21 protein-coding genes and 2 tRNA genes are annotated in these 22,425 nt (G+C 39.6%); 18 read left to right on the forward strand and 5 right to left on the reverse strand.

Going from position 1 to position 22,425, the window contains the following annotated elements:
* The first annotated feature begins 38 nt into the window (after positions 1 to 38).
* The 4 genes from KZZ04_RS17675 (at position 39) to ccoG (ending at position 5,009) form a co-directional block, all read left to right on the forward strand.
* Positions 39 to 593 carry a DUF1439 domain-containing protein gene (locus KZZ04_RS17675; RefSeq protein ID WP_058404854.1) on the forward strand — a complete coding sequence of 185 codons (555 nt, stop codon included), beginning with the start codon at positions 39 to 41 and terminating at the stop codon, positions 591 to 593.
* A gap of 81 nt (positions 594 to 674) precedes the next feature.
* Positions 675 to 1,979 (forward strand): AarF/ABC1/UbiB kinase family protein, encoded by a 1,305-nt coding sequence (locus KZZ04_RS17680; protein WP_058404855.1) that lies wholly within the window; start codon positions 675 to 677, stop codon positions 1,977 to 1,979.
* An 86-nt stretch (positions 1,980 to 2,065) separates the two neighbouring features.
* Entirely contained in the window at positions 2,066 to 3,478 is a 1,413-nt protein-coding gene (locus KZZ04_RS17685; protein WP_219423505.1) for a sigma-54-dependent Fis family transcriptional regulator, read from the forward strand.
* Positions 3,479 to 3,629: 151 nt separating this feature from the next.
* The gene (gene ccoG, locus KZZ04_RS17690; protein ID WP_219423507.1) at positions 3,630 to 5,009 is read left to right on the forward strand and encodes a cytochrome c oxidase accessory protein CcoG; all 1,380 of its coding nucleotides are present in this window, start codon (positions 3,630 to 3,632) and stop codon (positions 5,007 to 5,009) included.
* Positions 5,010 to 5,037: 28 nt separating this feature from the next.
* Here ccoG and KZZ04_RS17695 read toward each other — a convergent pair whose 3' ends face one another.
* A complete protein-coding gene (locus KZZ04_RS17695) occupies positions 5,038 to 5,475 on the reverse strand; it encodes a hypothetical protein (protein WP_219423509.1) in 438 nt (145 codons plus the stop codon).
* Between the two features lie 85 nt (positions 5,476 to 5,560).
* Positions 5,561 to 6,472: a M14 family metallocarboxypeptidase gene (locus KZZ04_RS17700; RefSeq protein ID WP_058404858.1), complete on the reverse strand. Its 912-nt coding sequence runs from the start codon at positions 6,470 to 6,472 to the stop codon at positions 5,561 to 5,563.
* 242 nt (positions 6,473 to 6,714) lie between these two features.
* On the opposite strand from KZZ04_RS17700, the gene KZZ04_RS17705 reads away from it, so the two are divergent.
* Entirely contained in the window at positions 6,715 to 8,352 is a 1,638-nt protein-coding gene (locus KZZ04_RS17705) for a cyanophycinase (RefSeq protein ID WP_219423512.1), read from the forward strand.
* Between the two features lie 105 nt (positions 8,353 to 8,457).
* Positions 8,458 to 8,706 carry a hypothetical protein gene (locus KZZ04_RS17710; protein ID WP_008132014.1) on the forward strand — a complete coding sequence of 83 codons (249 nt, stop codon included), beginning with the start codon at positions 8,458 to 8,460 and terminating at the stop codon, positions 8,704 to 8,706.
* A 148-nt stretch (positions 8,707 to 8,854) separates the two neighbouring features.
* Here the strand turns inward: KZZ04_RS17710 and KZZ04_RS17715 are convergent, their stop codons facing one another.
* The 3 genes from KZZ04_RS17715 to KZZ04_RS17725 form a co-directional block, all read right to left on the reverse strand.
* Positions 8,855 to 9,439 carry a hypothetical protein gene (locus KZZ04_RS17715; protein WP_058404860.1) on the reverse strand — a complete coding sequence of 195 codons (585 nt, stop codon included), beginning with the start codon at positions 9,437 to 9,439 and terminating at the stop codon, positions 8,855 to 8,857.
* Positions 9,440 to 9,962: 523 nt separating this feature from the next.
* Positions 9,963 to 10,039 (reverse strand) — tRNA-Pro (locus tag KZZ04_RS17720).
* Between the two features lie 111 nt (positions 10,040 to 10,150).
* Complete coding sequence (locus tag KZZ04_RS17725) at positions 10,151 to 10,774, reverse strand: arylesterase (RefSeq protein WP_219423515.1); 624 nt, start codon at positions 10,772 to 10,774, stop codon at positions 10,151 to 10,153.
* Between KZZ04_RS17725 and KZZ04_RS17730 the strand changes: the two genes are divergently transcribed.
* The 12 genes from KZZ04_RS17730 (at position 10,775) to KZZ04_RS17785 (ending at position 22,425) form a co-directional block, all read left to right on the forward strand.
* Complete coding sequence (locus KZZ04_RS17730; protein WP_058404876.1) at positions 10,775 to 11,488, forward strand: ABC transporter ATP-binding protein; 714 nt, start codon at positions 10,775 to 10,777, stop codon at positions 11,486 to 11,488. It begins immediately after the preceding gene.
* A complete protein-coding gene (locus tag KZZ04_RS17735) occupies positions 11,478 to 13,979 on the forward strand; it encodes an ABC transporter permease (protein ID WP_219423517.1) in 2,502 nt (833 codons plus the stop codon). Before KZZ04_RS17730 ends, KZZ04_RS17735 begins: the two co-directional genes overlap by 11 nt.
* A 130-nt stretch (positions 13,980 to 14,109) precedes the next feature.
* Positions 14,110 to 14,634, forward strand: coding sequence for a crossover junction endodeoxyribonuclease RuvC (ruvC, locus tag KZZ04_RS17740; RefSeq protein WP_008131991.1), 525 nt, complete (start codon positions 14,110 to 14,112; stop codon positions 14,632 to 14,634).
* A gap of 2 nt (positions 14,635 to 14,636) precedes the next feature.
* Entirely contained in the window at positions 14,637 to 15,254 is a 618-nt protein-coding gene (gene ruvA / locus KZZ04_RS17745; RefSeq protein WP_138528079.1) for a Holliday junction branch migration protein RuvA, read from the forward strand.
* A 7-nt stretch (positions 15,255 to 15,261) separates the two neighbouring features.
* Positions 15,262 to 16,269 carry a Holliday junction branch migration DNA helicase RuvB gene (gene ruvB / locus KZZ04_RS17750; RefSeq protein ID WP_058404864.1) on the forward strand — a complete coding sequence of 336 codons (1,008 nt, stop codon included), beginning with the start codon at positions 15,262 to 15,264 and terminating at the stop codon, positions 16,267 to 16,269.
* A 1,154-nt stretch (positions 16,270 to 17,423) separates the two neighbouring features.
* Complete coding sequence (gene tolQ, locus KZZ04_RS17755) at positions 17,424 to 18,128, forward strand: protein TolQ (protein ID WP_058404865.1); 705 nt, start codon at positions 17,424 to 17,426, stop codon at positions 18,126 to 18,128.
* Positions 18,115 to 18,543 (forward strand): protein TolR, encoded by a 429-nt coding sequence (tolR, locus tag KZZ04_RS17760; RefSeq protein WP_006794474.1) that lies wholly within the window; start codon positions 18,115 to 18,117, stop codon positions 18,541 to 18,543. Before tolQ ends, tolR begins: the two co-directional genes overlap by 14 nt.
* Positions 18,544 to 18,547: 4 nt before the next feature.
* Positions 18,548 to 19,474: a cell envelope integrity protein TolA gene (gene tolA / locus KZZ04_RS17765; RefSeq protein ID WP_219423520.1), complete on the forward strand. Its 927-nt coding sequence runs from the start codon at positions 18,548 to 18,550 to the stop codon at positions 19,472 to 19,474.
* A 9-nt stretch (positions 19,475 to 19,483) separates the two neighbouring features.
* Positions 19,484 to 20,842: a Tol-Pal system beta propeller repeat protein TolB gene (tolB, locus tag KZZ04_RS17770; protein WP_219423522.1), complete on the forward strand. Its 1,359-nt coding sequence runs from the start codon at positions 19,484 to 19,486 to the stop codon at positions 20,840 to 20,842.
* Positions 20,843 to 20,876: 34 nt separating this feature from the next.
* Complete coding sequence (gene pal, locus KZZ04_RS17775) at positions 20,877 to 21,419, forward strand: peptidoglycan-associated lipoprotein Pal (RefSeq protein WP_219423525.1); 543 nt, start codon at positions 20,877 to 20,879, stop codon at positions 21,417 to 21,419.
* Between the two features lie 13 nt (positions 21,420 to 21,432).
* Positions 21,433 to 22,182: a tol-pal system protein YbgF gene (gene ybgF, locus KZZ04_RS17780; protein ID WP_219423528.1), complete on the forward strand. Its 750-nt coding sequence runs from the start codon at positions 21,433 to 21,435 to the stop codon at positions 22,180 to 22,182.
* Positions 22,183 to 22,353: 171 nt separating this feature from the next.
* Positions 22,354 to 22,425, forward strand: a tRNA-Lys gene (locus tag KZZ04_RS17785).

The raw sequence follows: 22,425 nt of genomic DNA on the forward strand, positions 1-22,425 counted from the left end.
TAGCGGCCTTTTATATACAATAAAATAAAGGGCTCACTATGAGAATTTTACTACTTATTACCACACTTTTTTTAACCGCCTGTAATAGCACACAAGGTGTATCTGTATATTCATTTACAAATGCTGAAGTAGAAAGCGCACTGGCTCAACAGCTCCCTAAACTTAGCGAGAAAGTAAAACTGATGGGGCTACCTGTTCAGCTCAACGTTAATGATTTAAGTGTTGATATTGGGCCTAATAATAGCGATGTTGTTGTACTCGGTGCCGACTCTAGCGCAGAAATTAACGCTTTTGCACTTAAATACCCAATTCGTTTAAAGCTTCAAATAGAAGGGAGCCCATACTACGACAGCGAGAAAAAAGCGGTGTTTTTACGTAATGTAAAATTATTGGGGTCAAGCGTTGATGCGGGTGGTTTTAGAGGCAACATTGGCGCGCTTGACGATCAAGCAATGGATGTAATTAATACATTTTTAGCAAATAACCCTGTATACACACTAAATATGAATGACCCTAAAATGATGCTATTGAGCAAATTACCACTCGATATGAAAGTAGCACAAGGCGCAATTAAACTGGTTCCTCGATTATAAATAACCAGACTAAGTAGATCGACCAGCCTCAATTAATCGTACTAATTAGCCTATTTACAGGCTAATCAGGTTATAAAAATTATGGCTGCACCGCGTAATGTGCCCACGTCTCGTCTTTCTCGATTTGCAAAATTAGGTTCGTTGGCAACAGGGGTTGCTAGCAATATGCTGGTTGATGGCGCAAAAAGTGCGTTAACAGGCAAAGGCTGGGATAACAAACGTTTACTTTTGCAGCCCAAAAACATTGAAAAACTTGCCGTCCAGTTATCACACCTTCGTGGTGCAGCAATGAAATTAGGTCAGCTGTTATCTATGGATGCCGGTGACTTGCTAAGCCCTGAGCTTGCCCAGTTGCTTGCGCTGCTGCGCTCAGATGCAAATCCAATGCCTCATAAACAGCTGGTTGAAGTACTTAAAATACAATGGGGGGATGACTGGCTTTCTCGTTTTTCTCACATTGAGCTCAGACCTTTTGCAGCCGCTTCTATAGGGCAAGTGCATTTAGCGTATCAAGAAAATGGCGATAAGCTCGCAGTTAAGGTTCAATATCCGGGTATAGCAAAAAGTGTTGTAAGCGACGTAGATAACGTTATTACGTTGTTAACGTTATCGCGCTTACTACCTAAAGAGCTCGACATAAAACCCCTAGTTAACGAGGCTAAAGCCCAGTTGCTTGCTGAGGCCGATTACCTGCGAGAAGCTGATTACTTAATACGTTATAAAACCGCGCTTAAAGGCACCACTAATTTTAAGGTGCCCAATGTTTACACTGCCCATAGTACGAAGCAAGTACTGACTATGGAATATGTAAACGCTGAACCAATAGAGCGCATCACAGCACTTCCACAAAGCCAGCAGAGTTTTGTTGCTGAGCAGCTAATTGATTTGTTTTTTAAAGAGATGTTTGAGTTTAAACTTATTCAAACCGATCCCAACTTTGCTAATTTTCATTATCAATCAGATACACAAAAAATCGTTTTATTTGATTTTGGTGCAACACGAGAAATATCAAATGAGTTGAGTTCTGCTTATTTGGCACTATTTAAGGCAGGAAGCGAAAATAACCGAGAGGGCGTATTAAACGCAGCATCGAAAATTGGTTATTTTAAAGATGACATATTGGATGACTATAAAAACAATGTCATAGATTTGTTTTTAATGGCATGCGAACCTCTTCGTTATAATGGTAATTTTGATTTTAAAAACAGCGAGCTGGCACTTAAAATTAAAAACGCAGGGCTTGAACTCAGCGCCCAATCACAGCAGTGGCACACTCCACCTGTCGATGCACTGTTTATACACCGAAAACTTGCAGGCTTGTATTTAATTGCGGCGCGTTTGGGCGCAAAAATAGATGTACGAGGACTTTTTAGCCACTACTCATAAAAATGGGTAAATAACTTTGGAAAGTTACAGGTGCAGTCATTTGTTAAAGTTGTCATAATACTCGTGATATTTCGCGAGGTGTGGTTATGATAAAGCAATTTTTAAACGATCCAGAGTTACTACTTAATGCTGTTGGCGAGGGAATATACGGATTTGATTTATCTGGAAACGCTGTATTTGTAAATCCAGCAGCAGAGCGTATGACTGGCTGGAAATCCGATGAGTTATTAGGAAAAAAAATACACCAATATCATCATCATACTCGCGTAGATGGCACACCTTACCCTGCCGATGAGTGCCAAATTTACTGCACTATGTTTGATGGTAAGCGCCGAGAAGTAAACAACGAAATATTTTGGCGCAAAGACGGTAGCTCATTTGCCGTTGAATATACATCCACCCCAGTGCATCGAAATAACCAACTTATTGGTGCTGTTGCAGTATTTCGTGACATATCGCAGCAGCAACAAACACAAAGTGACTTACAAAATGCACTTATAAAAATAAAGCAGTTAAGCGAGCAATTAAAAGACGAAAACAATTATTTGATTGCAGAGCTAAATCAAGACTGGCAAGACTCTGGACTTGTAGGGCAAAGTCACGTGTTTCAAAATATGCTGCAGCAAATAAAACTAGTCAGTGAAACCGACACTACGGTACTTATTTTGGGTGAGAATGGCACCGGTAAAGAGCTAGTAGCCCGTAACTTATACAGACTAAGCACCCGTAGCAAACACCCTTTTATTAAAGTAAATTGCGCTGCTTTTACACCAAGTTTATTGGAATCTGAGTTATTCGGGCACGAAAAAGGCGCATTCACAGGAGCAAACGAGCGCCGTAAAGGTCGATTTGAACTAGCCGATAAAGGCACGCTTTTTTTAGATGAAATTGCCGAGTTACCCCTTGAGGCACAAAGTAAACTACTCAGAGTACTGCAAGAGCAAGAGTTTGAACGAGTAGGCGGTAGTCAAACCTTAAACGTTAACATTCGGGTTATTGCGGCAACAAACCGCGATTTATGGCAGATGGTACAAAAGGGCAGTTTTAGAATAGATTTATATTATCGGCTTAATGTATTTCCTATTAAAGTCCCCGCTCTTAGAGAGCGAAAAGAAGATATCCCTTTTCTATGCAGCAACTTAATACAGCAATTAAATAAACGTTTAGGTAAGCAGCTAAAAGGCTTGACTCAAAAAGCTATTACTAAACTTCAAGCCTATGATTGGCCAGGTAATATTAGAGAGCTGCAAAATGTGTTAGAACGCGAAGCAATCTTATCTAAACAACCTGTACTACAGCTTAATCAACCACTTAGTGGTGAAAATACGCCTAGTATGGATTCATCTCTCACTCTCGATGAGGCGCAAAAACAGCACATAACACGTGTTTTAATACTGTGTAACTGGCAAATTTCAGGTAATAAAGGCGCTGCAATTAAGTTAGGTTTACCTGAAAGTACACTTCGCTCGAAAATGCGAAAGCTAGGTATTAGAAAATAATCGCGATATATAGCGATTTTCGCTTTATATCGCGAATATAAAATAAGGCTAAATTAATAAATAATTTAATATCAATAACATAAGTGAACTTTCAGCTTGGTCTGAAAGTTGCAAATACTTAATTAACATCCGTCATAATTAAGTAAGCAAAATGAAGTTTGATATTAAAGAAGAAGATATGATCATTAAGCCCTATAACTCAGGGCCTATTTATATTCGCGAGCAAAAAGGCTTTTTCCAACGAATACGCCGCAATTTAGGCTGGTTACTAATGCTAACGTTTATTGCCATTCCATGGATTCAATATAACGGGCAGCAGGCTGTACTGTTAGATGTAGCCACACAAACCTTTACTATATTCGGCTTAACACTTCTTCCTCAAGACTTTATGATTTTAGCGATGCTTTTTATGGTGGGAGCATTTGCATTATTCTTTGTCACTAACTGGCTAGGTCGAGTTTGGTGTGGTTATACTTGTCCGCAAACAATATGGATGTTGATGTTTACCTGGGTTGAGCAACGTATAGAAGGGACACGCAATCAACGTATAAAACTTGATAAGACACAATGGACATTAAGCACATGGCGTAAAAAAATAACTAAACACATCGCGTGGGTAGTTATTTCTGTTTTAACGGCGACCTCTTTTATGGCTTATTTCATTCCGGCTAAAAGTTTATATTTAGAGATGCTTACATTTGATTGGTCTGGCATTACCACCTTTTGGGTGCTTTTTTTCGCAGGGTGTACGTACGGCAATGCTGGGTTTTTAAGAGAAAAAATGTGCACAATAGCATGCCCGTATTCACGTTTTCAGTCAGTGATGTTTGATAAAGATACCCTAGTGGTTACATACGATGCAGAGCGAGGAGAAAGCCGCGGGCCACGTAAGCGTAAAGCCGATCCAAAGTCACTAAATTTAGGTGATTGTGTAGATTGTAATTTATGTGTTGAAGTGTGCCCAGCGGGTATTGATATTAGAAATGGTTTGCAATATGAATGTATAAATTGTGGTTTATGCATTGATGCTTGTGACGACACAATGACCAAGTTTGGATACGACAAAGGGTTAATTAAATACGCTAGCGAAAAACAAATGGAGGGTAAAAAAACCAACCCATTTAGGCTAAAACTGGTAGGTTATGGTGCTTTGACTACATTGCTTATTATATCTATGTTTGCATGGATGGTGCAGCGCACACCCATAGAGGCCTCTGTACTTCGTGATAGAAATGCACTTTACAGAGTAAACTATGAGGGCTTAGTCGAAAACCCATACACACTGACCATTATAAATAAAACACAGCAATCTATGCATTACACTATTGCTATTGAAGGATTACCAGGCGCAATGCTGCAAAGTCCTGAGCTTACGCTTGTTCAGCCAGGTTTAATGAAAAGCATACCGGTAACAGTGACTGCAGATGGATACGATATTAAACAAAAAGTGAGTAAATTACGATTTGTAGTTACTGCGCAGGAGGATGCGAATATTACCATTACCAAAGAGAGTCAGTTTTATAAAAACTAAGTAATTAATCGCCAAGTTGATTAAGTGATTAATCCGCTTGGCTGTTTCTAAGGTGTTCACTAACATATTGCTTTGCACTTGTAATATCACTAAAAATACATTTAGAGCTATCTCTGCCAACACTTTGCAGAACTCGTGACATTTGGCTTATAGCAATAGCAGATGTCATTACAAAAGCGCTAATAATGCAATTTGCAGATTGCATTTTTTGGCCAATTTTAGTGAGTAATAGCTCAGCTTCAGGCGTCGCTGCTAATACGTTCCTTGAATCACTAATGTAGCCCCAAGGCTTGCTATTAAACTGAGTTGTAGTGCTAATGAGTCTTTCACCAAAAGTGCTCAATAAATCTGTATCGATGCTTCCTGAAAACTCTGCAACAATGATGTTGTTATCAACAGAAAAATTAACGTTGCCATAGTCATTATTTAATGAAAAATCATGGTGTTTATTTTTATCCAATTTCAATGTGTGCTCTCTATTATTTTTTATTAAATTTTTGCTACGCTCAATAAATCACACATTTAATTAACGTAGCAACAAAAAACTAGCTCTACTTATTTAAATAGTTTAGCGCGCTGTTTATAACAGCCACTTGCGCTAAAATACATTGCTCACTGTTTGCGCTAGGGCTATCTGGGTATACTTCTGTTGTTGTTACAAAAGGTGCATCGGTAAAGCCCATACATAAACCTAATTCGCGCGCAGCATAGTTGATAACACCAAATTGTTCCTGCGGTACGCCAATTAATGCATTGTTTTCATCGCTTGGTGCAATATGCGTAACCTTTGCAACGCCCTCAATAATCACTTTTTGAAATTCTGGCTCTGGTTTTTTACTGTCGGCAACTAAATAAAACCCATCAGGAATATTCCAATTTGTATTAGTTGTGCCTTCACGTGCTGCAAGCGCTGGCCTAAATTCACTGTTGTCAGTATTGGTTGTCTCGTGTAAATCAATGTGTGCCAGTAAATCAAGATTTAATGATTTTACATAGGCCATTACCGCAGCCGACTCGTGTGCTGGGCTATTGTCATAAAACGAGCGGTTAGGATCTATTGCGTTTGGGTTCCAGCGGTTAATTGTTTCATACCCCCAAGGGCTAATACAGGGAGCAATAACTATATTAAAATGATGTGAGTGATTTAAAGCAGAGGTTTTTGCAAATCTAAGCGCGCCATGCACGCCACTAGTTTCGTAGCCATGCACGCCACCGGTAATTAAAACCGTTGGTTTGGCATCATCAAAATTAGGTGTTTGTAGTGCGTACAATGGATAACAGCCATCGTTGTAATTAAGCTCACCGTATTGCTCAACAGTTAATGTGCCTTTAAGCTCATTTATTAGCGTTAGCACTTCATCTTGATAGCTACGCTTTATAACTTGCCCTGCTAGCCATTGTGCTTTGTCGCTGTCGTTCCATTTAGTACCGGGTGTGCCAATTGGGTATGTGCTGTCAGTCATTATAAAGCCTTGGAATATCAATATTTAATTAAATAAAGCGCTAGCTTAACGCTGACTAAAATAGCCTGCAAGTTAATGCGATATATCGACATAATTGAGTTACGTCCTAAAAAAACTTACCCAAAGCTGTAATAGAGAAAAGTGAATTAAATACACGATTAGTTATATTAACGAGGTATTTAGCCTAAGCCACTAAACTGATAAGCTTGCAGCGCTTTTTTGCCACTTTTAAGGTTATTACTATGAGCAACCAAATTTTATTGAATAAACACATGCTATTAACATCGCTTATTACACTAATAAGCGCTGTATTTTCGCTTAATTTAGCCGCTCAACAACAAAGTCAAACTCTAATATTATTGGGTTCAGAACCAAAAATGTGCGCAGGTGGTTCGTCTAATAGTTGTGAGCAGGTTAAAAATACAATTCGCAATATATACTCGCTCACGGTTAATAAAATAGAGCAGGTAGCACAACATTGGCCAACAAGTAATCTTAATAATAAAAAAGCAACACTGGAAGTGCTGAGCCAATTATACAAAAATGGAACCGAACATGTTTCAAAGCAAAACTTACTGTGGCAGTGGCGTGACGTAAATAACGAGCAATTACAACGATTGTCAGTGCATGAATACAATTATGTGTTCGATATGCTCGAAGTGTCAGAAGGTAAAAATGATAACAAAATAAATAGTAAAGCAATTAAGACTCCACGATATAAAAATAATGATATTTTACAATTTATTACGGGTAGCCTAAAAGTAAATAGCGCTAAACCGACCATGCTTGTCATTACTGCGGCGCGTCGTGATCCCTACGCGTATGCTGAACTGGCAACATCTTTTTTGGCAGAGTCAGAAATAAGTGCCAAGTGGCTTGCATTAACGCCTGCACTAGCAAAGGCAATAACCACAGGTCGGTGCGCTCAACTGCCTTTACTAAGAAACAGCACTATGCAAGTGTATAACCGAGAGTCAATGTATCCTTCGCAAACTCAAACCGAATACAGCTTGTGTAAAAGTGGAGTAGTTGCATTAACCACATTAATAAAAAACAGTACGGGGGTTATGTACCATAGCGGCGATGCTGCGTTATTGCATAGCGTTTTATTTAATGATGAAAACGATCCTTACCCATGGACAAATTCACTTATAACAAGCCCGGTTATTGTGGGAATAGGAGAGGGGAGCGCCATACAAGGTAATAGCTTAATTACAAATGAAAACGCAACGATTACAAACGTACTAAAAGGGGAAACCCTGACCACTAAAAAGGGCTTAGCAACGTTTAATTATGGTGTGTTAAGTACGCACTTTAGTGAGCAAAACAACACTTTTAAATTGGCCATGATGATTGACACTTTAAGCAACAGTAAAGCTACATCACAGTATGGTTTTGGTGTAGACGAGAATACCGCTTTGGTCGCCATAAAATCGCCTGAAGGTAATCTAATGACGGTCGTAGGTGAAAATGGTGTGGTCTATTTAACTCCCGAGACAACAAAGATTGCCGTGCATATCCCTGAGCAAAATACAAATTCAAAACTTCAGGAATACCGTTATTCATACTGGCCTGCTGGCAGTGTGATTGATGTTAGCAATAACTCATTTACTTTGAGCGAGCGCACATTGGGGAAAACATTGCCCTCAATAAAAATACCGCCTTTACCAGTTCAGCGTTTTGGAAGCATATTAACGGATGCAAAATTACGGTCTCTTACCCAAGCCATGTGCCTTGCCCAAGAGCAAAGCGCAGTTGCTCAGCAAGATGAGTTCTTAATTAGCTTGAATGCAAATGCTGATACACGCTACGACCGAATAAGCACCAAACAGTTCGGCTGCGCTGTGAGTAATTTATCGCTGGTGGTCGAATCGTTTTAAGTCTGAGTCTTAAATATTTGGATTTTAAGTACCAGCTCTATAAAATAACCGATATAACGTATAACCACTTTGCTCAAAGCAAAGAGAGATAGAAAGAGTTTTAACATGAATAACGAAAGTGATGTAATCGACAATTTAGCAGACTTAGAAGCTTTTTTACTCGAAATAGAAAGCGGTGGCTATGGATTAAAAGGGGTATCGGGTGTAGGTATGGCGACTAAAAACTCAGACGGTACCCGTTTTATTGCCGTATTTGATGATAAACAGCAACTACTATTGGCCCGCGGTATCACCGAAGATGTATTTACTAATGGGCAAGATATGGTTCGTAACGGTGTAAAGCCCAAACACTAATTACATATAAATCAATAAGCGCTGTATAGCGCTTTTTTTTTTGCAAAATTTAAAATGAGTTGAAACATCAAGCAAGGCTAAAAAATATAAAAATTAAGAAACCGACTTAGACGAAATAAATATAGACATTTACTGCATAACTTACATATCAACGTATTTCGTTAACTAATTTACCATTTTCATAAAGTGCCGAGTATTGGCGTTTATGCTCTTCAAATAGATAGGTCCTTAACTGCTCTTTTCCGCTATTAATACGCGTAATTTTTGCAGCCATTCCTGACTTATTTTGCCTAATGGGCTCTATATCAATTGAAATATACTCTTCGTTTGGCAGTGTAAACTGCACATTTTTCATACTGCCTAAGCGACTGTTATCTTTCAGAGGTTTTAAAAATATGCCTGTGCTAGATATAGACTCAATGTAAAAACCCTCGCTCTTTATATTAAGTTGGCTCCAACGCCAACTTCGCTGTGTGCCTTTAGTATCAATGACTTCAGGCGCACTTAATACAGGGTTAATAACCCCAGAGGGATCTATTTTTAAATCAAGCGGAAACCATAATTGATAATGCGCAACTTTTGCTAATAGCGTTAAGCTTGCGTTGCTTAATAGGTGCGCAATGCCTGCGGGTACACTACTTTGTAAAGTAAGCTTGTGATTTGGTTTTACTTCCTGATCTTCTGGCTTAAATAAGTCAGAGATAAAGTTTAATTCTTCAGCTGAAAAGTCCATGTTCAACACCGTAAAAATAAAGCCCCATAATACGTTAATCAAACAAAATGCTCAATAAGTGTGCAGTATTATTTGTTTTCTATACTATAGTTAATGGTTTTGTTTAGATTTTAGGTAAAGTAAATGTTTAGCATTAGCTGTGCTTGTTACATTTTTAAAATTGAGAGCGTTCATTGTCATTCAAATTAGTTAAAAGCGAATAGCAACTTATTTAAAGTAAGATTTAGTGCCTTCAATGCGCTTTTTAAATCAAGAAATGGTTTATTATTTTGCAGGTTTATTAAGTTGGCAATTTGCGTCTAGCAAAATATCGATTTTTAAGGTGGCTTTTAAAATACTTTGACCTATCAAGCAGGCGAGGAAAGCATAAAGTCTGGGTTTTAGGCGTAATAGGCCGTTATTAAACTGTTGTTTAGAATGCCTTTTAACTAAATATATTTTTTAAAAAGTAGAGTTTGTGTTTAATCTTCAGGTGAATACCTGTTGGTGACTATTTTATAAACTAAAAGAGGGAGTTATGAATTGGTCGGTATGGAGAGATTCGAACTCTCGACCCCTGCCACCCCATGACAGTGCGCTACCAGGCTGCGCTACATACCGACGTTGAGTGCAATAGTACGTGTATTTTTTTTAAAATCAATAAGCGATTGTTTGTTTGAGTGTTTATTAGGCAAGTGAGCTAAAAAGCTCACTTAAGTTTGGTTATTTAAGCTAGTCTTTATTTAACCAAGTTTTGATCGAGTCGTACATCTCATCTCGTATCAACGGCTGAGCTTTTTTGTTAGGGTGTAGCCCATCGTTTTGCATTAGCTCTGGTTTATCGGCGATATTGAGCATAAAAAAGTTTAGTAAGTGCGTATTAGTTTCTTCGCTGATTTGGCTAAAACTATCTGTAAACATTTTACTGTAGCGGGGACCATAATTAGGTGGAATGTAAATTTCCATCAATGCGGTCATTGCGTTAGCTGCTTGGCTTTTTTGTATAAGTGCAGTTAAATTAGCCTGCATTTTGTTTACCGGAAAGCCGCGAAGACCGTCGTTTGCACCAAGCTCTATAAGCACATGAGTTGGTTGGTATTGAGTAAGTAATGCATCTAAACGGCGCAATGCACCACCAGAGGTTTCGCCACTAATGCTGGCGTTTACAAGTGCAATGTCGGCTTGCTCGTCATTGTACTTATCTTGTAACAATTTTACCCAGCCTTGTTCTTGTTGAAGGCCATAGGCTGCGCTTAAACTGTCACCGAGTATTAAAATCGTGTTGTCGGCTGCCGCACTTAGCGGTTTGATAACTAAAAATAAAATGAATACTAAACGTAGGATTGAATGAGTCATATGTCAGCGCTTTCTCAATTAAATATAATTCAAGTTAATGGTTTGTCTAAAATAGTAACTACCTTTGAAGGTGAGTTGCCCATCCTCAGCGACATCAGCTTTAATGTCAAGCATGGTGAGTCTGTTGCTATTGTTGGTACGTCCGGGTCAGGTAAATCTACCTTATTAAGTTTACTGGCAGGCTTAGACACTGCGAGTAATGGCGAAATATTTTTAGACGGTGAGCCGCTACATAATTTAGATGAGGAAGCACGTGCAGCACTTCGTGCCGCTAAAATTGGTTTTGTATTTCAGTCTTTTATGTTGGTGCAAAGCTTAACCGCTCTCGAAAACGTAATGTTACCTGCTGAATTAGCGGGAAAAAGTGATGCTAAGGAGCAGGCACTTGCTTTGCTTGAAAAAGTAGGCCTAAGCCATCGAACAGATCATTACCCTTCTCAGCTTTCGGGTGGTGAGCAACAGCGTGTTGCTATTGCACGTGCTTTTATTGGGACACCCAAAATTTTATTTGCTGATGAGCCTTCAGCGAACCTAGACAGTAAAAACGGAAAAATGATTGAGTCGCTGTTGTTCGACTTAAATTCTCAACACGGTACAACGCTCATTTTAGTGACGCACGATGAAGGACTCGCTCAAAAATGTGAGCATATTATCCAGATAGAAGCAGGGTTGCTTGTTAAAAGCGAAGTAGAGGACGTTGCAGATGTGGGCTAAATTAGCGCTTAAATTATTTGCGCGAGAATTTCGCAGAGGTGAGCTAACAGTAATTAGTGCAGCGATTGCTTTGGCGGTATTAACAGTACTCACGTTGTCTATGGTTACAGAGCGAATAGCACAAAGCATCGCCCAAAAAAGCAGTGCATTTATTGCCGCCGACCGAGTTCTTGCAAGTAGCCATGCTATTGATACCGCTTTTATTGAGCAAGCCAAAAGTCAAAATTTACAAACCGCGCAAATGGTGTACTTCGACACCATGTTATTTGCTAACGACGAGATGCAATTTAGTTCAGTAAAAGCTGCGTCAAATGCATACCCGTTGAAAGGGCAGCTTAAGGTAAAAAATACATTAACGGGTGAAACGATTATTGCAAATGCTGGCCCAAGGCCAGGTAACGTATGGCTTAGTGAGTCTGTTTTTTACTCGCTCAATATTGATGTTGGTTCGCAAGTTGAGCTAGGTGCGGCGTTATTTGATGTTGAAAAAGTTATAGTAGAAGAGCCCGATGCGCCATTTAATGTGTTCTCAAGTAGCCGCCGTGTTTTAATAAATATTGCAGATGTGCCCAAAACTGAGGTCGTTCAACCTGGAAGTCGTGTTTTTTACCGCCAGCTTTATGCAGGTAGTGAAGACGACATAAACAGCTTTTATGACTGGTTAAAACCACAAATGAAAGAAAACCAACAATGGTATGGCGTAAAAGACCGCCAATCACCTATTTCTAATAGTTTAAATCGAGCAGAGAGCTTTTTATTGTTGGCGGGTTTACTCGGTATCATTTTAGCTGCAGTGGCTATTGCTGTATCAGCTAAACGTTATTGCGAGCGTCAATACGACCCTGTTGCAATGATGAAAACATTGGGCGGTAGCCGCTCAATGATCCGAAAAATTTATATGCTTCATTTATTGCTTGTCTGTGCAATGGCAGTAAGCATCGGTTTGCTAATTGGTTACGGCTTGCAAGAAATAGCGACGGGGTACTTATCAAAAAGTATGGGCACAGAATTACCCATGGGGGGGGTTAAACCTTGGCTTGTGGCAATTAGCACGGGTGTAATTTGCGCCGTTATGTTTTCTATTAAACCTTTGTTTGACTTGTTCGATATTCCACCGCTTAGGGTGTTGCGCCGTAACTTAGGCGACAAATTAGCGGTAAGCCGTGTGCATTTGGGTATGAGTGCATTGACCGTATTTTTGTTAATGTGGTTATTTAGTAACAATATAAAAATAACGCTTATCTTATTTATAACCACACTTACCTTAATTGGCGTGTTGTTTTTAATATCGAAGCTTATTTTTGGTGGTGGCCGAAAACTGGGTTTAAAACCAGGTAATAGTTGGTCGTTGGCCATTGCGTCTATTCAAAAACGCGCCAATGTAAATGCTGTTCAACTTATTAGCTTTTCGTTAGCCATTAAACTGCTTCTGTTTTTAGTTGTGCTTAAAAATGACATGATTGCCGATTGGCAGTCGCAATTACCCAGCGATGCGCCAAATGCATTTTTAGTTAATATTACACAAAACGATCTTGAGCCAATTAATAACTACCTCGCTGAAAAAGACATTTTAGTGTCTGACTTCTTCCCAACGATTCGAGGGCGGGTCAATGCGGTAAATGGCGAGTTGGTTGCTCGTGAGGTCTCTCTTCAAGACAATGAGAAAAAAGACGAGGAAGCGCGTTCAGGTATTGGCCGTGAGCTAAATTTAACATGGCTTAAAGATGTACCAGCTCAAAACGAAATAATACAAGGCGAGTGGTTTGGTGAAAACGCAGTGGCTGAAGCATCAATTGAAGAGTCAATGTTAGAGCGCCTTGATGTTGAAATAGGCGACACGCTTACCTTTTTAATTGGCGCGCAGTCGTTTGATGCTAAAATTACCAGCGTTCGTACTGTGAATTGGGCAACGCTTAAACCTAACTTCTTTATTATACTCAGCCCAGATGTACTTAAAGATTTTCCGGCAACGTATATTTCGTCGGTTAGGATAGAACCTGAGCAAAAGCGTGACTTTAGCCAACTATTACGTACCTACCCAACAATTACAGCAATCGATGTAGATAACTTTGTAAAGCAAATACAAACCACCATATCTCAAGTTTCACTCGCGATTGGTTTTGTACTTGCCATTGTTGTTTTATGTGGTGCGCTAGTACTTATTTCGCAAGTACAAGCGAGCTTGGGTGAACGGATGCAAGAAATTGTAATTCTGCGAACATTAGGCGCTAAAAGCCGTTTAATTAAAAATGCGACCTTGTACGAGTTTTTATTATTAGGCGGATTAGCTGGTTTAGTTGCTGCATTCTTTAGCGATTTAGCACTGTTAATTGTGCAGCAACAAATGTTTGAACTTTCGGGCAAGCTCCATCCACATATATGGATTATAGGCCCGCTTGCCGGTGGTTTATTTGTAGCAGGGTTAGGTTATTTAATGATTGCCCGTACCCTTAAACAAAATACCCAAGGGTTAGTGCGTGCTTTGGGGTAAAACTAGTTAATTTGGCTTTAAAAATGCTCGCTTTATATGCGAGCATTTTTGTTTTTGCTTGGTACTGGTATTTTATACAGTGCTCTGGCATTATTAGCCTAATTTAGAATAAAAATAACGAGAATGTTACTTGGCCATTATTTTAGGGATCGACCCAGGATCGCGTTTGACTGGTTACGGTGTAGTTGCCCACCAAGGCGCTAAATTTACTTATTTAGGCAGTGGGTGTATAAAATTAGCCGATCATCCTTTTCCGGTTCGCCTTAAAATGATTTATCAGGGCATAACTCAGCTTGTAGAGCAGTTTTCGCCTGAAACGTTTGCTATCGAAAAAGTGTTTATGGCTCATAACCCCGATTCAGCGTTAAAACTTGGCCAAGCACGTGGTGCGGCCATTGTAGGTGCTGCAATGGCAGACTTACCTGTGTTCGAATATTCAGCAAGGCAAATTAAACAAGCTGTAGTAGGTAACGGCGGTGCAGATAAAAGCCAAGTACAACATATGGTAAAAAATATCTTAAAATTACCGGGTACACCCCAAGCCGATGCTGCAGATGCATTAGCAATTGCTATTTGCCATGCACACTCAGAACAAAATTTAATCAAACTGGCGGGTAGCGCAAGCAAAACCGTTAGAGGACGCTTAAGGAAATAACAATGATCGGCCGCTTAAATGGTATTTTAGTTGAAAAACAACCTCCCGAAATCTTACTTGAAGTAAGCGGTGTGGGTTATGAAGTACAAATGCCAATGACCTGTTTTTACGACTTACCAAAAGTGGGTGAAAACGCGATTGTTTATACTCATTTTGTAGTTCGTGAAGATGCGCAGTTATTGTTTGGTTTTAACAATAAAACAGAACGCGCATTATTCAGAGAGCTTTTAAAAGCAAACGGGGTAGGGCCAAAACTCGGGCTCGCTATTTTATCGGGGATGTCGGCGCAGCAGTTCGTTAGCTGTGTAAATAATGAAGATGCTACATCGCTGGTGAAATTACCGGGCGTGGGTAAAAAAACCGCTGAGCGTTTAGTGCTTGAAATGAAAGACCGTTTAAAAGACTGGGGCAATGATTTATTTACACCGTTTAGCGACAGTGCAGTAATAGAACCCCATAGTGATACATTAGTCGCTAATAATGCAGCCGATGATGCGGTATCGGCACTTGTTGCGTTAGGTTATAAATTGCCTCAGGCGCAAAAGGCGGTAAAATCGGTGAGTAAACCAGATATGTCTACAGAGGTTCTTATAAAAGAATCTTTAAAATCGATGTTGTGAGTAACCCATGATTGAAGCGGATCGCTTAATTGATGCGACTGAAAAAACAAACGAAGACTCGATTGACCGAGCAATTAGGCCAAAACTGTTGGCTGATTACCGAGGTCAGCCGCATGTTAAGCAGCAAATGGAAATATTTATTGAAGCTGCACGCAGCCGCGACGAGGCGCTTGACCATTTATTAATATTTGGACCGCCGGGTTTAGGTAAAACCACCTTAGCTAATATTGTCGCAAACGAGTTAAACGTAAATATTAAAACCACCTCAGGGCCTGTACTTGAAAAAGCAGGTGATTTAGCGGCACTACTTACTAATCTTGAAGAAGGTGATGTGCTGTTTATCGATGAGATACATAGGCTAAGCCCGCAAGTTGAAGAAATACTTTACCCTGCAATGGAAGATTATCAACTTGATATAATGATAGGTGAAGGCCCTGCTGCGCGCTCTATAAAGTTAGATTTACCACCGTTTACGTTAATTGGGGCTACAACTCGTGCAGGGTCACTTACGTCGCCACTCCGTGACCGCTTTGGCATAGTGCAGCGCTTAGAATTTTATTCAGTCGAAGATTTATCCCACATTGTTGGCCGTTCAGCCCATTATCTTGATTTAGAAATGTGTGACGATGGCGCAAGTGAAATAGCGAAAAGATCGCGGGGCACCCCACGTATTGCTAACCGCTTATTACGCCGAGTGCGAGACTATACGCAAGTCAAATCCGACGGCACTGTAAACGCAGAGGTTGCGCAACAAGCGCTTGACATGATTGACGTAGATAAAAGCGGTTTTGATTACATGGACCGTAAATACCTACTTGCTATTATTGAAAAGTTTATGGGGGGTCCAGTAGGGCTCGATAATTTAGCTGCTGCAATTGGTGAGGAACGTGAAACCATTGAAGATGTTATTGAACCGTTTTTAATTCAGCAAGGGTTTATTCAGCGAACACCGCGCGGTCGAATTGTGTCTGACAATGCGTACCATCATTTTGGCTTGTTACCTAAAAAAGACTAATTTTAAAAACTTCTCCTAAACTCTTGCTAAAAATTACTTTTAGCAAGAGAACTTCCTTTTATAACGTATTTTTAACTACCAGAAGTGCATTGCTTTATCATTAACTAGCCTGAACTCTGGTTAAGATATTTGCTAACGCATTGAATCATCGTGATATTTAAATTTATTTTCTCTAGCCAGAGGTTTTTAGTAAAAAATGCGGATTTTCGCGTCAATAGCTAGGCTATTGCAAGTAACTTCAACGACGTTTGCGCAGAAAATAGCTGCTTGAGATAGATTTATTATCCAGAGTTCAGGTTAACCAACAATTCACAGGGCGTTAAGGCTTATGTGGCTATTGTGCATTTCATAAAATTCAATATTGTTAACGCCGACTAAAAGCGCCTAATTTTAATGTGAAATTGAGTGTTTAATAAACAACATTTCGCGAAGCAGTAAAATTTTTGTACTAAACCAAATTTCAGGTAAAAAAAAGCCCGCAAATAATGCGGGCTAACAACAAGTTAAAGGAAGTAATCTGGGGGAACCATGTTTTACACTGTTAGGTTTTATCCAAATAGAGTAAAACACTGTAATACGATTAAAAATCATATTACTTAGAACAGGACCTAATGAAACAATTTCATTTAGTGCGCTAGCTCGGTATGGGATAATAATACGGAATATCCAAAAATTGTTCAAACTAGAAAATTTATTTTTTCGGATTAAAAAAAGTAATGCTTTTAGTTTTATTGTAGTTTGTAATTTGTTTGTTAAATAATCATTTATTTTATAAGTTAATGAAATATCGTAATTAAGTATAATTTTGTATTATTGTTCGGTATTAGTTTTAGTATTCTGGCTGGTAATATGAATGTGGTTTTGCGTGTTTATGCATTGATTTTGAATAAATGCGGTGTTTTATGATGTTTATTTATATAATTACTCAGTTCAATGTAGGCATTGATATTATTTAAATAAGTTTTTACATAACTAGGCGTAAAAAATGAACTACATCGCCGATTTTTAACGTTTTTTGTTGGCTATTCATAGCAATATCGTTGTTAGTTTTAAATTGACTCGATACACTAGATGCAACTAAATGACCTGTGTTGCGGTCATAATTGCACAAATCATTACAATTGACGTATTTTGATACTATTTAGGAGTTTAATGTGGGATCAGGGCTTAATTTTTTGGATCTAATTTTAGAAGCCAGTTTGCTTGTACAATTAGTAATGTTAGGGCTAGTAGCTATGTCAGTTATGTCGTGGGCTATTATTTTTCAACGTAAAAAAGCGATTTCTGATGCGCTTTCAAATGCTAAAAAGTTTGAGCAAAAGTTTTGGTCAGGCATTGATTTAAGTAAACTATACAACGAAATTTCATCTCGTAGTGCTCAGTCTCATGGTATTGAGGCGTTATTTACAGCTGGTTTTAAAGAGTTTGCTCGCCATAAAAAAAATACATTTCAAAGCGCCAGTATTGTTATGGAAGGTACGCATCGCTCGATGCGTGTTGCCCTTTCACGTGAAATTGAAAAAATTGAAACAAGCTTGTCCTTTTTAGCAACAGTTGGCTCTATCAGTCCTTACATTGGTTTATTCGGCACTGTGTGGGGCATTATGAATGCTTTTATTGCCTTGGGCGAAGTTAAACAAGCTACATTGCAAATGGTTGCTCCAGGTATTGCAGAGGCTCTAATTGCTACGGCAATGGGTTTGTTTGCTGCAATTCCTGCTGTAATCGCCTATAACCGTTTTTCTAATAGTGTTGAAAAACTTGAGTCTCATTACATTAACTTTATGGAAGAGTTTGCTAATATTTTGCACCGTCAAGCAGCTACACAAATAGAGGCACAAGCGAATGTATCATCGTAAAAAGCGCCGCCCTGTTGCAGAAATCAATGTAGTACCATACATAGATGTAATGTTGGTGCTGTTGATTATTTTCATGGCGACTGCGCCACTTATCACTCATGGTGTTAAAGTAGATTTACCAAAAATGGAAGAATCTGATTTAGTTGATACTAAAGACACGCCGCCGATTATTGCGTCAATTGATGCTGAAGGTAAGTATTACGTTAGCGTAGGTACCGACCCAGAAGAGCCAATGGAAGCGCTTGATGTAGCGGCAGTGATTAAATTGCAATTAATGAAAAACCCAGATGTACCGGTAATGATCAAAGGCTCTGGCAAGGTTTCGTATCAAGAAGTGCTATTACTAATGGATTTTTTGAAAAACGCAGGTGTGCCGTCAGTAGGATTGATGACCGAGTCCTTTGAGGGGAATTAACTGAATGAGTAGTGCATTAGTAAAGTCGGTGGTATTGCATTTAGGTTTGGGCGGTTTGTTGTATGCGTCAGCTAACATTCATGCACCAACCCCTAAAGTAATGGAAGTGACGTTAAATACGGCCATACCAGACCCCGAAAAAGCGGTTTCGGCGGTAACGGTTGATCAAAAAATGGTTGAGCAAAAAATTGCTGAGCTACAAAAAAAAGAAAAAGACAAAAAGCGTGCTGAAGATAAGCGTATACGAGATTTAGAACGCCGAGCTGCAGAGGCCCGCAAGCAACGTGAATCTGAAGCTCGAAATATCAAAAAGCTTGAACGTGAACGCAAGGCCAAAGAGAAAGAAAAGGCACAAGCCGAAGCACAAGCCAAAAAAGCGCGTGAGATAGAGCAAAAAGAGCGTGCTAAAGCTAAGCAAGCAGAAAAGCAAAAGCAAGAGGCCGAAAAAGCAGCTAAAGCGGCGGCAGATAAGCGCAAGCTTGAAGAAGAAGCACTTAAAAATGCAGAAGCTGAACGAGTGAAGCGTGAGCAAGAGGCTAAAGAGCGCGCAGCCGAGGCTGAACGTAAGCGCCAGCAAGCATTACAAGAACAAATATTACAAGAACAACTTGCTAAAGAGCAGGCTGCCCGTAGTAAAATACGCCAGCAACAAGTGGCAAGTGAAGTTGACAAATACCGAGCTTTGATTATGGCGCGTATTCAACAAAACTTGTTAATTGATGAAAAAATGAAAAACCAACAATGTCGAGTTAATATCCGTCTTGGCTTTAATGGTTTAGTTACGCAAGTTAAGTCTTTAGGTGGTGATAAGCTAGTATGTGAAGCAGCGCTCAGAGCGGTACGAATGGCTGATACATTACCTGTCTCGAAAGATAGAGACGTGTTTGACCAACTAAAAAATATTAACTTAACAATCAAGCCAGAATTTTAAAGGAATGATATGTTCAATAAACTAAAAGTAGCCTGTGTAGTATTGCTACTAGGGTTTCAAGGCATCGCAAATGCTGCACTTGAAATAGTAATTACTGAAGGTGTAGACGGTGCAAGGCCTATTGCTATTGTGCCATTTAAATACACCGGAATAGGCCCAATACCGCAAAAGCTAAGTGATGTGATTGCAGCTGATTTAGTTCGAAGCGGTAAGTTTAAGCCGGTTGACGTTACGCAAATGCCACAACAACCAAGCGAAGACAAAGCAATTGATTACGCTGCATGGGTTAATAAAGGGGTTGAGGCCGTTCTAGTTGGGCAGGTTGAACAACAAACAGATGGTCGTTATTTGGTCCGTTATGAATTAGTGGATGTAATTCGTGGTCAAATAACGGGTGGCAATACGCAAATGATGTCCAATGGGCAATTAGTAAAAAGCCAAGACCACATTTTAGAGGCCAGAGAAAGCGTCATTTCAGAAAGTGGGTTTCGCCGCTACTCACACCGCATAAGTGATGTGATTTATGAAAAGCTGACAGGCGAAAAAGGGGCATTTTTAACTAAAATTGCCTATGTAATCGTACGTGATGAAGACGATAAGCCTTACCAACTCGTTGTTGCCGATTACGATGGATTTAACGAACAAGTGCTTTTGCGCTCTAAAGAGCCGTTAATGTCGCCTGCGTGGTCGCCAGATGGTACAAAGCTTGCATACGTAACGTTTGAAAATCGCCAAAGCCAAATATATATCCAAGATTTATATACAGGCAAGCGAGAAGTTATAGCTAGCTATCGTGGGATTAACGGTGCACCGCAATTTTCACCTGACGGTAAAGAGCTTTTACTGGTACTTTCAAAAGATAAAACAGGTGCAACAGAGATTTACTTGTTAAACCTAGCAACACGTAAAGAAACTCGCTTAACAAACCACCGTAGCATAGATACTGAACCATCTTGGTACCCAAATGGGCAAGATATAGTGTTTACCTCGGAAAGGGGTGGTAATGCTCAGATTTATAAGTTAAATTTAAAAACTGGCAGATCTAAACGCCTAACGTTTGATGGCGATATGAATCTTGCAGGGTCAGTTACGCCTGACAGTAAAGAATTAGTGATGGTTAATCGTACGAACGGTAGCTACCATCTTGCTAAAAAAGAGCTAGCTTCTGGCGCGTTTCAAGTTTTAACAAGAACTCGCCTAGATGAATCACCGAGTATAGCGCCAAACGGCTCGATGATAATATACAGCACGCTCCATAATAACAAACAGGTACTGGCGTTAGTATCGATGGACGGCCGCTTTAAAGCACGATTACCTGTGCTAGACGGACAAGTAAAGGCACCAGCTTGGTCGCCATATTTACAGTAATGTTACTGGTTTACTCAAAATAGGAATCTACTCAATGCAACTTAATAAAATACTTAAAGGCCTGCTAATTGCTGTGCCAGTAATGACATTAGCAGCTTGTAGCTCGTCTTCAGATATCGACGAAGGTGCTGCAAACCAATCTAATCAAACGGCTGTTGAGCAAACAACAAGCAACGATACAGTTGAAGTAGCAACTATTTCTCCTGAAGAACGTGCTGAAGAACAACTTCGTCAAAAATACGAAGCACTTCGTCAAGAGCAAGTAATTTACTTTGATTTTGATAAAACGACAATTGAAAGCAAATATGCAGATTTACTTCGCGCACATGCTGACTTTTTAGTAAAAAACCCATCGGTAAAAGTGTTAATCGAAGGCCATGCCGATGAGCGTGGCACGCCAGAGTACAACATTGCACTGGGTGAAAACCGTGGTCAGTCAGTTGAAAAGTACCTTTTAAGCCTGGGTGTATCAGCAAGCCAAATGTCAGTAGTGAGCTACGGTGAAGAAAAGCCAATGGTTAAATCACGTACTGAATCAGCTTTCGCTAAAAACCGCCGTGCGGTATTAGTTTACTAAGATAAGAGATATTATGAAGCCGAAAATTATTTTGGCAGCAATGATATTGAGCGGGAGCACCCAGTTATGGGCTGCTCCCGCTCCTGTTTCAGAAGCTGCGAGTTCACAGTCAAGTATTGAGAAGCGCTTAGCGTCGTTAGAAAGTATGATGCAATCGCGTAATTTCTTGCAAGCCGAGTTACAACAGCAACTTAATTTACTTCAAGATGAAGTAAGTCAAATTCGTGGTGTGACGGAAGAGCAAAGCTATAAACTGGAAAAAGTACTTCAGCGTCAGCGTGAGCTTTATCAAGAGATTGAAAACCGCGTTAGCCAAGCTTACTCTCAACCTACTGCTGTGCCTGCGACCGACTACGCACAACCTAATGATTCACAAGCATACAGCAGTGATTTGTCTGAGAACGAGGCTTACGAGCGTGCTGTTGCGCTTATAATGAAAGATAAACGTTACGATCAAGCTATTCCAGAATTTCAAACGTTTTTAACAACCTACCCAGAGTCTGTATATGCGTCAAACGCACACTATTGGTTAGGTCAATTATTAACAATTAAAAACGATGGAGTTAAAGCGGTTGAGCACTTTAGAGTGGTTGTGAACGAATTTCCAAATTCAAACAAACGCCCAGACGCCATGTTAAAGTTAGGTACGCTTTTAAAAGAGCAAGGATCAACAGATGAATCGTTAAAAATACTTAACGAACTTGTTACACAGTATCCAAGTACAACGGCTGCAAAATTAGCCACAGAGCGCCTATCTAATTAATTGAATCAGCTTGATTAGACTGCTTTTTGTCATAAGCGGTCTAAAATTGGTCAACTAGGCATAAAAACTTAAAAAAAGAGACAATTTCGGTTGCACTCATTTTATAAATAAGTATTATAAGCGCCCGCAGCAAACGAATGGTTACCCCACTCAAAATGTTGCAAAAAGAGCGGGTCATTAGCTCAGTTGGTAGAGCAGTTGACTTTTAATCAATTGGTCGATGGTTCGAATCCATCATGACCC

The organism is Pseudoalteromonas sp. CR1 (assembly GCF_019392235.1).
Classification (GTDB): domain Bacteria; phylum Pseudomonadota; class Gammaproteobacteria; order Enterobacterales; family Alteromonadaceae; genus Pseudoalteromonas.